Below are 14,253 nucleotides of genomic sequence, written 5' to 3'. Positions count from 1 at the left end.
CTCCTTTCCTTACAGGTCGAGGATCAGTTTGGCCGATTTGGCGCGGCTGACGCAGATTTGCATGAGCTTGCCCTCGGATTTTTCGGCGTCCGACAGGACGACATCACGATGATCGGGGGTGCCTTCCAGAACTTCGGTTTGGCAGATCCCGCAATCGCCACGCTGGCAATCATAGATCAGGTCAAGCCCGCCGTCTTCCAACACCTCGATGATGGAGCGGCCGGGCGGAACGGTGAACACTTGACCGGTCGAGGCGATCTCGATCTCGAAGGCGGTATCACCCTCTTGCGGCTGCGGGGTTGTGAACAGCTCGAAATGGATCTGTGCGTCGGGCAGTCCGGCCGCGTTGGCGGCGGCGCGGGCGGCCTCGATCATGCCCTTGGGGCCGCAGACATACAGATGGGTGGCGGGGTCGATCCCGGCGAACAGCGTGGCAAGGTCAAGCGGGGTTTCGTCGTCATAGTGAAATGTGACGTGGTCGCCGAAAGCCTGCGTCAGCGCAGCGGCAAACCCCATTCCGTCGCGTGAGCGGGCGGTATAGTGGAGCGCAAAGGCGCGTCCGGCAGCGTTGAGCGCCGTGGCCATGGAGATCAGCGGCGTGATGCCGATCCCGCCAGCCAGCAACAGTGCCGGGCCGTCATGATCGCCAAGCGGGAAATCATTGGCGGGAGCCTCTGCGCGCAACACATCGCCGGGACGCAACCCGTGCATATGCATGGAGCCGCCTTGGCCGGCCTCTTCGCACTGGACGGCAATGCGCCAAACGGGGGCCGGGCAGGGGTCGCCCGGCCAGTCGATCAGAGAATAAGACCGGATGCCAAGGGCGCCGAGGTCGAATTTCAAATGCGCCCCAGCGGAATGCGGCGGCAGGGCGCTGCCATCTGCGGTGCGCAAGGTTAAGGTCCGGATGCGGTCCGTTTCTGCACGGACGCTGTCGATAACGAGGTTTTGTGTCACGTGTTCGATCTCCCTGTGGATTTAACATGAAATTTCATATAAAAGGGGTCAAGCGTTTTCTTGACCTTTCAGGAAAGGTGTCCTAATCCGCTGATTTGAAACACGGCATGGTTGAATGACAGATCAAAAAACTGACTCTTCAGGTCGGCCTTTCGTCGTATCCTACTTGCTGTATTTGCTGGCTGCGGTCAGTCATCGGGCGAGCGCGGAATTCCATGCCCATGCGCGTGCGGCAGGGCTTCGGGTGCCGGAATGGCGGGTGCTGGCCTGTCTGATGGACGAGGACGGCGCGATGGTGACCCGGCTGGCACGGTTGTCGCTGATGGAGCAATCGCGGCTGACGCGAATCGTCGATCACATGGCGGAACGCGGTCTGGTCAGCCGCCGGTCCGATCCGGAGGATCGCCGCCGCGTGCGCGTGTTCCTGACCGAGACGGGGCGAGATCTGGCGACGGGGCTGATCGCGGATGCGCAGGCGCATGAGACGCAGATCCTGAAGGATCTTGGGGGCGAGGACGCCGAGCGGATCAAGCCGATCCTTGAGGCGCTTTTGGCGCAGCTTGATCCGCAGGACGACGTCTAGCGCATCTCCCGACATTCCGGCACCGGGGTCAGCGCGGCACCGTCGCGGAAATAGGCGATCAGGTTGTCGGCGGTCAGATCGAACATGGCCTGCCGGGTTTCCAACGTGGCGCTGGCGGAGTGGGGCGATAGAATCACCCGGTCGCTGTCGCGCAAGGCCTGCGGCACCTCTGGTTCATCCTCGAACACATCCAGTGCGGCGCGACCCAGCCGGCCCTCGGCCAGCGCGGCAATCAGGGCGGGTTGATCCACCACCGAACCGCGCGCCACATTGACAAGAATACCGTCGGGGCCAAGCGCGTCGAGAACCTTTGCGCTGATAAGCTTGTCGGTGTCGCTGCCACCGGGCAGGCACAGGATCAAGGCGCTGGAGCGATGCGCCATCTCGGTCAGATCGGGGCAGAATTCATAGGCCATATCCGGCTGCGCCCTGCGCCCATGATACAGAATCGGCCCGCCAAATATCTCCAGCTTCCGCGCCAGTGTCCGGCCAATTCGCCCCAACCCGACGATGCCGATTGTGCGCCCCTCCACCGTGGTGGTCAGCGGGGCGCGCCCCTCGGTGGCCCAGCGGCCACTGCGCACATAGGCATCCTGCCGGAGCAGATCGCGGCTGGCTGCCAGCAGCAGAAGCAGGGCGTAATTGGCCACGTCGGCATTCAGCACATCGGGGGTATGGGTGACGAGGATGCCGCGCGCCTTGGCGGCGGCGACGTCGATCATGTCATAACCGACGCCAAGTCCGGAGATGATTTCCAGCTTTGGCAGCCGGTCCATCAGCTCTGCGGTCAGCGGGGTGAAACTGGCATTGGCCAGCCCCCGGACCCGGTCACCATGTTGCGCCAGCCACGCCTCGGGCGGGATCTGGCCGGGATCGCACCGCAGGGTGAACTGCGCAGCCAGCCGACTGTCGAGCCGTGGAGGCAGCGCGCCACGCCCATAAATCTCGATATCCGTGGTCATTGCTGGTCCTTATGGTTTGTCGCCCGGTCATGGGGGCAAGCAGATGCCCGGCCCAAGCTGCCAGACGAAACCGGCGAGCACCAGCCGCTTGATCGCCCGAAAGGGCTGGATCACGGCGTAAGCGGGGGATTGCAAATTTCGACCGGGGGCGCACGAGGGGGGGGCACGGCTGGACGGGGGGCGCGTCTTGGTTCGGCATTATCGTCGCAATCGCCTTGTTGCAAAAGCGCCAGCCGCCGGAGTTCGGCGTGCGATGCGACAACGCGAGCGCAGCGACACGGTTGCAGATACCTGAGTTTTCATGGAACAAAGATCAACAGGGATCGCAATCAGGAGAGCAGGGCATATGAGCGAGGCGATGGAACAGCCGGAACAAGGCCCTGCCGCGACGGAGGCCGTCGCGGGCCAATCGAATTGGCTGGGCGAAGTCGGGTTGAACGGGTTTGCCCCCTATCTGATGAACCGGATCATGGGCCGCTATAACGCTGATCTTCGCCGGGACATGACGGCGCTGGGGTTGAGCACGGCCAAGATGCGGGCGATCGCGGTGTTGTCGGTGATGGACGGGCTGCAGATGTCGCAACTGGGCGTCTATGCGGTGGTCGAACAATCGACCCTGTCGCGCGCGCTGGAGTCGCTGTGTAGTGATGGTCTGTGCCGGCGCGAAAGCGATCCGGACGACCAACGTGCCAGCCGGATTTTCATGACCCGGACGGGGCGGGCTGCCTTTGATCAGATGTGGCCGCAAATGGCAGAAAGCCATGAGCGCATGTTCGAGGGCATCGACGAGGAGGAACGCCGCGCCTTTCTCTCTACGCTGCACAAGATGCTGGCCAATATCCGCAAGCACGATTTCTGAAGCGCCGTCGCCGTCGCCGTCGCCGCGGGGCTGGAGTCGGGGCCGGAGCCGGGGCAGGCAGGCAAACCGATGCGACCTGTGGTGAATGCAGGTGTGGTGAAAAGGTTAACGAACCGAATCGTCTCGCGGTCGGATGATTGTTGCGATCTGCGAAAGGGTTTTTGCAGAATCCTGATGATTGGTTCCAGTCTGCACTCCGCGCCGGGATCTTGGACGGCCCAGTCTGGGGGCGATGGTGGCGAAATGCCTGCCGCTTGAGTGTTGCTGAATAGGAGACAATGCTGTGGTATGTCGTCCCGTAAACGCGGGGTTCAGGCCGGATGCGGGGGCTTTCCAGCAAAAACTGCCCAGGATTCAGAAACAATCAGCCGGGCGCCCTGTACGGATAATCCCGTTTTCAGGGGGCTGTGGGGCGATTTCCAGCCATGTGATGCGAATTTTGTTCTAATTTTCTTTTTGACCGGTTCCGGACAACAGGTAATTCTTAATGTGCCCACTGGGGGGTAATGTCTGAAGGTCATAAGGATGACCGCCTGTTCGCATCAAGACGATGCAGGAAAAGCCGTGTTCGTGGCCGGATCAAACCGGGTTTTCGGACATGGGGGGTGTCGGTCGCGATGCGGCGGGCGCCACGCGGTCTGCGTAAATCGCAGGGCCGGTTTTTTCAAAGGCGTTCTGCGCTGAACTGGCCGGATCATCTTGCGATGCAAGACTTACACCAAAGTTGGGGCCTGGGGTCGCGATCTGCGCCCGGTGGATCTGCGTGTGTCGAACGAGGAGAGTGTGATGTCAGTAAAAAGCGATCCCCCAGCATCGGGGCCGAGTAGCAACGGAATCGTTGAAGGCGACGCGACCGATAACCGTATCGATGCGGCCTATACCGGCGATCCCGACGGCGACATGATCGACAATGGCGACGCGAACCTGCCGGGGGAAGCTCCCGATGACGACATCGTCGACGCCGGTGCGGGCGATGACTTTATCGAAGCGGGCGAAGGCGATGACGAGATCTATGCCGGCAGCGGCGATGACGAAGTCTATGGCCAGGTCGGAGACGATATCATATATGGCGATGACACGGCAGCCGGCAGGGGCGCTGGCGGTGGTCGCGAAGTTTTCCAATGGGATCAGGCCCCTGACCCCGATGATGGCGGCGCGATTGACGTTGGCGACGATCTGAGCGGTGGGTTCACGCAGAACACCGGTACGGTCGATGTGACCTTCAACGTGACACAGGGACCGGGCAGCGCCTCGACCTTCGCGAGCCATACACAACTGGTCGACGGTATCGTAACCGACGGCGCCCCGGCCGACGTGACCAGCTCGCTTGATTCCGACGCCTATGTCGAGAACCAGCCGGTGACCTATGATCTCGGGTTTTCGGAACCGGTCGAGAACGTGTCCTTCCGTATCAATGATATCGACAACGATGGGTTGGTCACGGTCAAGGCGTTCGACATCAATGGCGACCCGATCGAAATCAACATGACCGGCGGGTCCGACCTTACCCTTTCGGATACCGATGCGGTGCCCGGGGTCGATACCGCCGACTCCAATGGTGGCAACGAGCCTTATACGACCGAGTCCTATTCGGTCTTGGTCAATATTCCCGGACCGGTCGCAAGCCTGACCATCATCCACGACCAGGACGGGCCGCTGGACTCCGGCATTGCCGTGACCGACATCTATTTTGACGCCCCGGCCTATGATCCGGGCATCGGCGGCGACGACTCGCTGCACGGGGGCGCGGGCGACGACATCATTTACGGTGGCGACGGCGATGATCTGATCACGGGCGGCGACGGGAGCGATACCGTTGACGGCGGCGACGGCGACGACATCATCGACACCAGCTCGACCTCTGGCATACCGCTGCCAGATCGCGGCTTCCCCTCCTATGAGGGGCTGCCAGCGGTGCCGGCCGATTCCGATCCCTATGATGATCGCGACACCGTGCATGGCGGCGATGGCAATGACACCATCACCACCGGCGACGACAATGACGTGATCTATGGCGGCGCTGGCGATGACATCATCGACGGCGGGCTCGACGACGATACCATCGACGGCGGCAGCGGCGACGACGTGATCGTGGGCGGCGAGGGCTCCGACGAGATCCATGGCGGCGAGGGTGACGACACCATCTATGGCGGATTGGACCCGATCTTTCCCGATGGGTTGAACATCCGCGATGACGGCAGCGTTGGCGACCCCGATCCCGATCCGACCAACGGCATGGATGTGATCTATGGCGGTGCCGGTGACGATACCATCTACGGCCAGGATGACGACGATACTCTTTTTGGCGGTGCTGGAGATGACGTCCTGGATGGCGGCATCGACGACGATTATATCGAAGGCGGAGCCGGCAACGACACCATCATCGGTGGTCAGGGCGACGACACGCTGATCGGTGGCGACGACCGCGACACCTTCATCGGCGGTGATGGCAACGATACCGTCGACGGCGGCAGCGGTGGTGATGATTACGACACGCTGGATCTGACCGGAACCAACTTTACCATCACCAGCCAGACGCTGGATCCTGACGGCAACAGCACCTCGGGGACGATTGATTTCTTTGACGGAACCGGGGCTCCGACCGGCACGATGAACTTTGCCGAGATCGAAAATATCATTCCCTGTTTCACCCCCGGCACGCGGATCGCGACGCCGCAGGGCGAACGGTTGGTCGAAGATCTGGAGATCGGTGATCGTGTGATCACCCGGGACAACGGCATTCAGGAAATCCGCTGGGTCGGGAGCCGCCGTCTGAACGGGCTGGAATTGTCGCTGGCCGATCATCTGCAACCGGTGATGATCCGCAAGGGGGCCTTGGGCAAGGGGCTACCGGAACGCGACATGATGGTCAGCCCGCAGCACCGGGTGTTGCTCGCCAATGACCGTACCGCGCTGTATTTCGAGGACCGCGAGGTTCTGGTCGCGGCCAAGCATCTTGTCGGCATGGAGGGGGTCGAGCGGATCGAACAGTCTTCGGTCACCTATATCCACTTCATGTTCGATCAGCACGAGGTCGTGCTCTCGGATGGGGCCTGGACCGAAAGCTTCCAACCGGGGGATCTGACGTTGAATGGCATGCAGGGCACCCAAAGGGACGAAATCCTTGCCCTGTTCCCCGAGTTGCGCACGCAACAGGGGCTCGCGGGATATCAGGCTGCGCGCCGTTCGTTGAAAAAACACGAGGCAGCCTTGCTGATGCAGTGATCCGCCGGGGTTGGGGGAACCTGGTGATTGATTGCAAGCTAGGCAAGGTCGCGCCAAGTGCGCGCGGGGAAGGCAGGGTTCACGCCCTGCCTTTTTCGTGCGCGTCCGGGATCAGGGGGCAGGGGTCCGCGCCGCACGCCAAGCCGCCCAATCCTCGGGCGTATCCAGATCATTGAGCGCATGGCGAGCGGGCAGCGGGACCAGGGCCATATGTTCGGCGTGACGCCGGATCACCATCTGGGCACCGTTGTCGCCGCTGAGTGCGGCCAACTCGTCGAACAGCGCCCGGGCAAAGATCACCGGGTGACCGGGTTTCCCCGCCGCCGTGGCCCCGCGCCAGATCAGGGTGTCAGCGCGCGCCCCCATCGCAGCGGCGACGGTTTGCAAATCATCGGTGGTCAGGTCGGGCAGATCCGCCAGCAGGATCATCACCGCCTCCGCCGCAGGCGGCAGCGCGGCGAGCGCACGTTTCAGACTTGCCGCGATCCCCTCGGCCAGATCAGGCACCGGAACCGGGGTGATGGGCAGCCCCGCCACGGCGTCATGGCGCGGGTGCGGGGCGGGCGGCAGCGCCACGATTACCGGACCGAGCCCGGCGGCGCAGGCGCGCCGGGCCATGCGCCGCAGCAGCGGCGTGCCCGCGACGGGCTCCATCAGTTTGTCGCGCCCACGCATGCGACGTGATTGCCCGGCGGCGAGCAGCAAGATTGGAAGATCTGTCATGGCTTGATCATGGCGCGGGCCGCGGGCGCTGTCACCCGCGCATTCGTGTCCCGTCCGGATCGAACAGTGGCACGGTGATCAGGCGGGCCTTGCACATCTGCCCGAGGATCTCGATCGCGACCTCCAGCCCGTCGACAACCCGCTCGGTCGGCAGGAACCCCAACGCGACAGAGCAACCCGCGTGATGGGAATACCCGCCCGAGGTGCAAAATCCCTGAACCGTGCCGTCCAGCCAGATCGGTTCATAGCCGTTCACATCGGCGTCTTTTGCATCGACCACAAAGGCGCAAAGACGCCGTGCCGCGCCAGATTTATGTTCGGCCTCAACAGCGGAACGTCCAATGAAATCAATGTTTTTCTTAAAGGATATAAAGCGATCCAAGCCGGTTTGTGCAGGCGTGTAATCGGGGGAATACTCGGCCATCCAACTGCCGAAGAACTTGTCGAGCCTGAGCGACATCATCGCGCGCATGCCAAACGGGGCGATGCCATGGGCCTGACCGGCGGCGAAAAGCGTATTCCAAAGCTGCCGTTGCGCCATTGGATCGCAATAGATTTCAAAGCCCAGATCGCCGGTATAGCTGACCCGTTGCACCAGACAGTCGGTCATCCCCACCGTCATCAACCGCACATCCATGAAGCGCATGTCCGAGACTTCCGTGCGGGTGCAGGCGGCGAGCAGATCTTGCGCCTTGGGCCCTGCGATTTGAAATCCGTTCAGTTTATCGCTTATATTCTCGATGGTTACGCCATCTTCCTGATGTTCTAGAAACCAGCGCATGTGATAAGCTTGCGCGCCATAGGAGGCGGTGAGTTGAAACGTCTCCTCATCAATACAGGAGACGGTGAAATCGCCGATCAACTTGCCATGCTCGGACAGCATCGGAGACAGCGACAGCCGCCCCGGCTTGGGGATACGACCGGCCATGATGCGATCAAGCCAGCGGCGCGCCGAGGGGCCGGTTATGCGGTACTTCCCAAAATTGTGAATCTCATTTATTCCAACCGCTTCTCGTACGCTTCTCACCTCACGCGCGATGGCTTCAAAGGCATTGGAGCGGCGAAAACTGGGGGTTTCATAATGCGGCTCATTGCCCGTGGCGAAATAGTTGGCGACCTCTAGCCCGTAGCGCTGACCCCAGACTGCGCCCATCTCTGAAAAGATGTCATACATCGGCGTGGTCCGGTTTGGTCGGGCCGCCGGAAGCTCTTCGTTCGGGTAGGAGACGGAAAAGCGTTTCTGATAGTTTTCAATGACTTTCGGGCGGGTATAGCCCGGGCTGATCCAGTCACCAAAGCGCGCCACATCCATCGCCATCACGTCGCGCTCTGGCTCTCCCTCGATCATCCATTGCGCCAGTGTCAGCCCGACGCCGCCGCCTTGGCTGAATCCGGCCATCACCCCGCAGGCCGACCAATAGTTGCGCAACCCCGGCACCGGGCCGACCAGCGGGTTGCCGTCCGGGGCAAAGGTGAACGGGCCGTGGATCACGGATTTGACTCCCGCGCGTTCCAAAACGGGAAAGCGTTTGTACGCAAATTCAATGCTTTCCGAGATCTTATCAAAGTCATCTGGCAGCAGCTCATGGCCAAAGCTCCACGGCGTGCCATCCACCGCCCAGGGCTTTGCGCGCTGCTCATAGAACCCGATGCAAAGCCCGCGCCCTTCTTGGCGCAGATAGCTTTCGCCAGCGGGGTCCACCACATGCGGATGTTCCGTCTCGCGTTCGTAAATCTCGGGGATATCGTCGGTGACGATGTATTGATGTTCCATCGGGTGTAGCGGGGCATAGATGCCCGCCATCGCCGCCACCTCGCGCGCCCAAAGGCCGCCGGCATTGACCACATGTTCCGCGTGCAGGGTGCCCTTGTCGGTGACCACATCCCATGTGCCATCAGGGCGTTGGTTGGTCTCGCGCACCATGCAGTGGGTTTCGATCACGGCGCCGCCCATACGCGCCGCCTTGGCATAGGCATGCGTCGTGCCCGAGGGGTCGAGATGCCCGTCGAGCGGATCGTAGAGCGCGCCGATGATGCCGTCGAGATTGGTGATCGGGGAGATTTTCGCGATCTCTTCCGGCCCGACGATCTCGGTCTCCAACCCCATAAAGCGGTGCTTGGCGCGTTCCGCCAGCAACATGTCGAACCGGTCGCGGTTGTCGGCCAGCGTCACCCCGCCGACATGGTGCAGCCCGCAGGACATGCCGGTGATCTCTTCCAGCTCCTTGTACAGGCGGATGGTATAGCCTTGCAGCGCCGCCATATTGGTATCGCCGTTCAGGGTGTGAAAGCCCCCCGCCGCGTGCCAGGTGGAGCCCGAGGTCAGTTCGGAGCGTTCCAGCAGCATCACATCCGACCAGCCCAGCTTGGTCAGGTGATACAGTACGGAACATCCGACGACTCCGCCGCCGATGACGGCCACGCGTGTGGTGGTTTTCATTGGGGTCCTCCCGCGGGTTTGAACCCAGCTTGTGGGGCCGCGCCGCGCGCTGCTTGCCCGAAAGCGACCCGGTTTGTCGCTGCGAGAATAGCGATGCGCGACCTGCTGGGGCCGACCTGTCCGGCTATGTCGGCAGCAGCGTGGACGAGATGATCGAAACGAACACCGCGGACGAAACCTATCAGGTGATCGAGGGCGGTGGCGGCGATGACGTGGTCGAGGCTGGAATGGGGACATGGTCGACCTGCGAAGCGAGGATGACGAAACCGGCGACGTTATCGGAGGCTCGATCCTGCACCACCTGACGAAACTGGGATGGTCGGATGTTGCGCTTCTGGAACGAAACGAGTTGACCAGCGGTTCCACCTGGCGTGCGGCCGCCAATATCCACGGGTGACACGACGACACCAATATCAGCCGCATCCAGCATCAAATGATGACGCTCTACAAGGATTTGGAAGGTGAGGCCGGGCAGGGCTGCGGTGTGTTTCAGCCCGGTGCGCTGTCTCTGGCGCGCCCCTGACCGCGCGAAACCAGGGCTTAATCCGTGGTACGCAGGCGTGAATTTTGTACCACGGCCACCGCCAGCAGCGGCAACGCCACGGTGATCCCGGCAACGACGATCAGCAAAAGGCCCAAGTGCGAATAATCGGCCTGCGCGGTCACGGTGCCGTCGGGGCCCGCGACCTCGCGCGTGACGGTGAAGATCTGGTTGAGGTATTTGGTGCCCAGGCTGCTGGCCGACAGCGCCAGATTGGTGAAGGATGCCATCACAGCAAAGAAGGTCGCCTTGAGATTGTCGGGCGCATTGCGGGCGATCCAGGCCAGCATCGGGATCATCGCGATCTGGCCCAGCGGGCTTTCCATCGCGGTGTCGAGGATAGCGATGAAACGGGCGTCAACGATGCCGTTGGTCAGCGCCGCGGTCCAGGTCTGGACGCCATAGAACAGCCCGATATTGGGCAGCGCCAAAAGCCCGGAGGCCGCCGTCAGAAGCACCACGATATAGACGATGGTATGATTGGCCATCAGCGGGCGCAGAACGAACATGCCCACCAGCGTCAGCACCGAGGTGATTAGCGACAGCACCGCGAGGAATTGCTGATCGAACCCCAACTCGTCGATGGTGAACCAGGTCGCCCCGGCGCCGGGCAGCGGCGTGGCGCGAAAGATGAAGATGATGATCGCGGTGCCGATCAGCGCGCGCGCCTTGGCCGGCTCCAGTACCGTGATGAGCTGGCGCATCAGGTAAATCACGATGGTGAAGGAGCCGGCAAAGATCAGTTCTTGCGCAAAGGCGATGTCGGACACACCCAGCGTGACGGAGAGCGCGACAAAGGCCGCGCCGCCGATGAAGTAGGACCAGTTCGGTTTGACCGCGCCACCCTCGGGGGCGAACTGCGCCTCGGCCTCTGTGCGGGCAAGCCCCGCCGCCATCAAGGCAGCGATCTGGCGGCGTTGTTGCACCATGGCCAGCAACACACCAGAGACCGAGATCACCGGGATCACAAGAGCGATCAGATAGACCCGGCCATAGACCGCGTCCTTGGCCGCCTCGGGCAGGCTGTCGATGCCGGAAAACAGCGTGATGTTGAGCGCGGCCACCGCCGAGAGCGCCCCGATCAAGGCAACGCGGCCCAGCGTTTGCATCGTGGTGTGCAGCACCCGCTTGGTCTCGTCATCCAGCGGTGCCCCGGTCTCGTCCAGTTTCGGCACCGCCTCGACCGAGAGCGCGTCTGCCACCGCGTCCTGTACCACATAGCCACAGGGCGACAGTAGCGCGGCCAGCACATACCAAGCGGTGACGGACATGACATCCGCCATCCAGACCACGCGGGTCGCAAGCCCAAACATGATCAGGAAGCTGGCCGAAATCAGCCCGGCGCCAAAGAACACCAGCACCCATTTGCGCCGCCACATCAGGTCGACCAGATGGCCCACCGGCATCTTCAGCGCCCAGGGCAGCCCGATCCAGAACCCCAGACCGGCGATCACGGCCGCCGACAGATCAAGATAGTCCTTGACGAAGAAGGTGCCCACCACCGAGGTCAGCCCCGAGGCGCCATAGGCAAAATAGACCATCAGCGGCGGCAGGAAGGACCAGCGCATTTCGCGCCCCGGCTCCAGAACGATCGCATCGAACCAAGCGCGCGCGACCTCCCAGGCCCGCATCATAGCGGTCGGATTTGCAGCTTGGTGATCCGGTTGCCTTCGCGGCCCATAACCTCGAAGCGGAAATTATGGAACGAGAACACCTGACCCACGGTGGGGATCATCTGGGCCTCGTGGATGACCAGACCGGCGACTGTGTTGGCCTCTTCATCGGGCAGCGACCAGTCGGTCGCGCGGTTGAGGTCGCGGATCGTCATCGCCCCATCGACCAGAAAATTGCCCTCCTCGGTCTTGCGGACCGGGTGTTCGCCATCGACGTCGAATTCATCGGTAATCTCGCCGACGATCTCTTCAAGGATGTCCTCCAGCGTGATCAACCCCTGCAGCGAGCCGTATTCGTCCACCACCAGCGCGAAATGCGTGCGCTGGCGCAGGAATTGGCGCATCTGATCGTCAAGCGTGGTGGTTTCGGGCACGAAATAGGGCGGCTTGGCCATATCGGTGACCTGAAAGCCGCTCAGCGCGTCGACATTGCCCGACGCCCCGCCGATGCGGGCATAGATCGCGCGCAGCAGATCCTTGGCATGGATCACACCGATGATGTTTTCGGGCTCGTCGCGGAACACCGGCAGGCGGGTATGGGGGCTGTTCACGCATTGGGCAAAGATGTTCTGCGGCGTGGCGGCAGCGTCGATCATCTCGATGCCGGAGCGGTGCAGCATGATCTCTTCAACCGTCCGGTCGCCAAGATCGAGCGCGCCGAGGATCCGGTCGCGGTCTTCCTTTTCGACCACACCTTCGGAATGGCCGAGGTAGAGCGCGCCGGCGATCTCTTCGCGCACGGCAAGCATATTGCTGTCCGGGTGGATCCGGACGCCAAAAATGCGTAGCAGCCCGCGCACGGTGAGCCGTACCACGGCCACGATGGGCGAAAACAGCGTCACGATCACCTGAATCACCGGGGCGACGGCGGCGGCGGCTTTTTCGGAATTGGTGATGGCATAGGTCTTGGGCAGCACCTCGGCAAAGACCAGAACCAGAACGGTCATCACCAGCGTGGCCAGCGCCACACCGCTTTCGCCAAAGACCCGGGTAAAAAGCGAGGTGGCGAGCGAAGCGGCGAGGATATTGACCAGGTTGTTGCCCAGCAGGACCGAGCCGATCAGGCGTTCGTTATCCTCGGTGATGCGCAGCGCCTTTGCCGCCCCGCGCGATCCCTTGTCAGCCTGCGCGCGCAGTTTCCCGCGCGAGGCCGCCGTCAGCGCGGTTTCCGAGCCCGAGAAAAATCCGGACAGAACGAGCAGGAACAAAATAGCGCCCGTCGTTCCCCAGAACGCGGTATCGAGTAACGTCGTGGTGGTCTCCATCGGAAATGCATGCCCTTTGTGCTGTTCCGGTTATGGGGCCGTGCGGGGCGGTTATCAAGACCGCGCGCGGTCAGTCCGCATCTTTGGCCGGGTGGGCCAACGGGTGGTGTTCCAGAACCAATTCGGACAGACGTTCATCAAGCACATGGGTGTAAATCTCGGTGGTGGAAATATCCGCATGCCCCAGCAGCGTCTGGATCGAACGCAGGTCGGCGCCATTGGCCAACAGGTGGGTGGCGAAGGCGTGGCGCAGGGTATGGGGTGTGACCCGGGCCGGATCGAGCCCGCCAGTCACCGCCAGTTCCTTGATCAAAAGATAGAACCGGTGGCGCGTCAGGTATCCGGATTTACCGCGCGAGGGGAACAGGAACCGCGATGGCGTGCCACCCTTTTCCGCCAGTTTTTCCTGTGTCGCATCGCGTTCCGCCAACCAGGCGGCCAGCGCCGCGCGGGCGGGCGGGGACACTGGGACCATGCGTTCCTTGCCGCCTTTGCCCATGACCAGCAACATGCGGGGATCGCCGCGCGCGGCAGAGGCAGACAGCGAGACCAGCTCGCTTACCCGCATGCCGGTGGCATAAAGCAGTTCCATCAGGCAGGTGTTGCGCAGCCGGTCAGCCGGGCTGCGCCCGGTCTTGCGCGCCGCGCTCAGCAACCTGTCGACGTCGGGCACATCAAGGGTTTTGGGCAGGCGTTTGTCGCGGCCGGGGCCGTGGATCTGGATCGCCGGGCTATCCTCGCGCCAGCCCTCTTCAAAGGCGAAACGATACAGCTGTTTGATCGACGACAGCCGCCGGGCGCGGGTGGCGCGCGACAGGCCCTGTGCATCGCAGTCGATCAGATAGGATTCGATCGCGTCGCGCCCGGCACTGGCAAAATCACTGTCGTGACTCGCCAGCCAGCCTGAGAAATCCTTGAGATCGCGCCCATAGGCGAGCTGGGTATTGGTGGCCGCGCCCAACTCTGCCGCCTGCGCCTCAAGAAACGTGCTGATCCAGCCCATCTGGTTTGCCGGTGCCGTCATT

11 protein-coding genes and 1 pseudogene are annotated in these 14,253 nt (G+C 62.4%); 5 read left to right on the top strand and 7 right to left on the bottom strand.

Annotation, left to right across the window (positions count from 1 at the left end; translation table 11 throughout):
• Positions 1–9: 9 nt before the first annotated feature.
• The gene (locus tag E1B25_RS09965) at positions 10–894 is read right to left on the bottom strand and encodes a PDR/VanB family oxidoreductase (RefSeq protein WP_245510676.1); all 885 of its coding nucleotides are present in this window, start codon (positions 892–894) and stop codon (positions 10–12) included.
• Positions 895–1,072: 178 nt separating this feature from the next.
• On the opposite strand from E1B25_RS09965, the gene E1B25_RS09960 reads away from it, so the two are divergent.
• The gene (locus tag E1B25_RS09960) at positions 1,073–1,540 is read left to right on the top strand and encodes a MarR family winged helix-turn-helix transcriptional regulator (RefSeq protein WP_132828871.1); all 468 of its coding nucleotides are present in this window, start codon (positions 1,073–1,075) and stop codon (positions 1,538–1,540) included.
• Here E1B25_RS09960 and E1B25_RS09955 read toward each other — a convergent pair.
• Complete coding sequence (locus E1B25_RS09955) at positions 1,537–2,502, bottom strand: 2-hydroxyacid dehydrogenase (RefSeq protein ID WP_132828869.1); 966 nt, start codon at positions 2,500–2,502, stop codon at positions 1,537–1,539. The genes E1B25_RS09960 and E1B25_RS09955 overlap by 4 nt on opposite strands.
• 346 nt (positions 2,503–2,848) lie before the next feature.
• Between E1B25_RS09955 and E1B25_RS09950 the strand changes: the two genes are divergently transcribed.
• Together E1B25_RS09950 and E1B25_RS09945 are read left to right on the top strand one after the other, a co-directional pair.
• On the top strand, positions 2,849–3,361 hold the full coding sequence (locus tag E1B25_RS09950; protein ID WP_245510675.1) for a MarR family winged helix-turn-helix transcriptional regulator: 513 nt from the start codon (positions 2,849–2,851) through the stop codon (positions 3,359–3,361).
• Positions 3,362–4,147: 786 nt separating this feature from the next.
• A complete protein-coding gene (locus E1B25_RS09945; RefSeq protein ID WP_132828868.1) occupies positions 4,148–6,586 on the top strand; it encodes a Hint domain-containing protein in 2,439 nt (812 codons plus the stop codon).
• A 111-nt stretch (positions 6,587–6,697) separates the two neighbouring features.
• Here the strand turns inward: E1B25_RS09945 and E1B25_RS09940 are convergent, their stop codons facing one another.
• Positions 6,698–7,309 carry a nucleotidyltransferase family protein gene (locus E1B25_RS09940; protein ID WP_132828866.1) on the bottom strand — a complete coding sequence of 204 codons (612 nt, stop codon included), beginning with the start codon at positions 7,307–7,309 and terminating at the stop codon, positions 6,698–6,700.
• 31 nt (positions 7,310–7,340) lie between these two features.
• Complete coding sequence (locus tag E1B25_RS09935; RefSeq protein ID WP_132828864.1) at positions 7,341–9,749, bottom strand: GcvT family protein; 2,409 nt, start codon at positions 9,747–9,749, stop codon at positions 7,341–7,343.
• A 53-nt stretch (positions 9,750–9,802) separates the two neighbouring features.
• Here E1B25_RS09935 and E1B25_RS09930 point away from each other — a divergent pair, with 53 nt between their 5' ends.
• Complete coding sequence (locus E1B25_RS09930) at positions 9,803–10,054, top strand: hypothetical protein (RefSeq protein ID WP_165937592.1); 252 nt, start codon at positions 9,803–9,805, stop codon at positions 10,052–10,054.
• Positions 9,985–10,266 (top strand): annotated as a pseudogene (locus E1B25_RS22535) (FAD-dependent oxidoreductase); the annotation flags it as partial. The gene E1B25_RS09930 and the pseudogene E1B25_RS22535, both read left to right, overlap by 70 nt.
• Positions 10,267–10,289: 23 nt before the next feature.
• Here the strand turns inward: E1B25_RS22535 and E1B25_RS09920 are convergent.
• The 3 genes from E1B25_RS09920 to E1B25_RS09910 form a co-directional block, all read right to left on the bottom strand.
• Positions 10,290–11,924, bottom strand: a complete 1,635-nt coding sequence (locus tag E1B25_RS09920) for an MFS transporter (RefSeq protein ID WP_132828860.1) — start codon at positions 11,922–11,924, stop codon at positions 10,290–10,292.
• On the bottom strand, positions 11,921–13,228 hold the full coding sequence (locus E1B25_RS09915) for an HlyC/CorC family transporter (RefSeq protein WP_132828858.1): 1,308 nt from the start codon (positions 13,226–13,228) through the stop codon (positions 11,921–11,923). The genes E1B25_RS09920 and E1B25_RS09915 overlap by 4 nt, the downstream gene beginning before the upstream one ends.
• Positions 13,229–13,298: 70 nt before the next feature.
• Positions 13,299–14,252, bottom strand: coding sequence for a tyrosine recombinase (locus tag E1B25_RS09910; RefSeq protein WP_132828856.1), 954 nt, complete (start codon positions 14,250–14,252; stop codon positions 13,299–13,301).
• Position 14,253: the final 1 nt, after the last annotated feature.

The organism is Antarcticimicrobium sediminis (assembly GCF_004348975.1).
In the GTDB taxonomy this organism is placed as follows: domain Bacteria; phylum Pseudomonadota; class Alphaproteobacteria; order Rhodobacterales; family Rhodobacteraceae; genus Antarcticimicrobium; species Antarcticimicrobium sediminis.
This window is presented reverse-complemented; position numbering and strand designations above follow the sequence as displayed.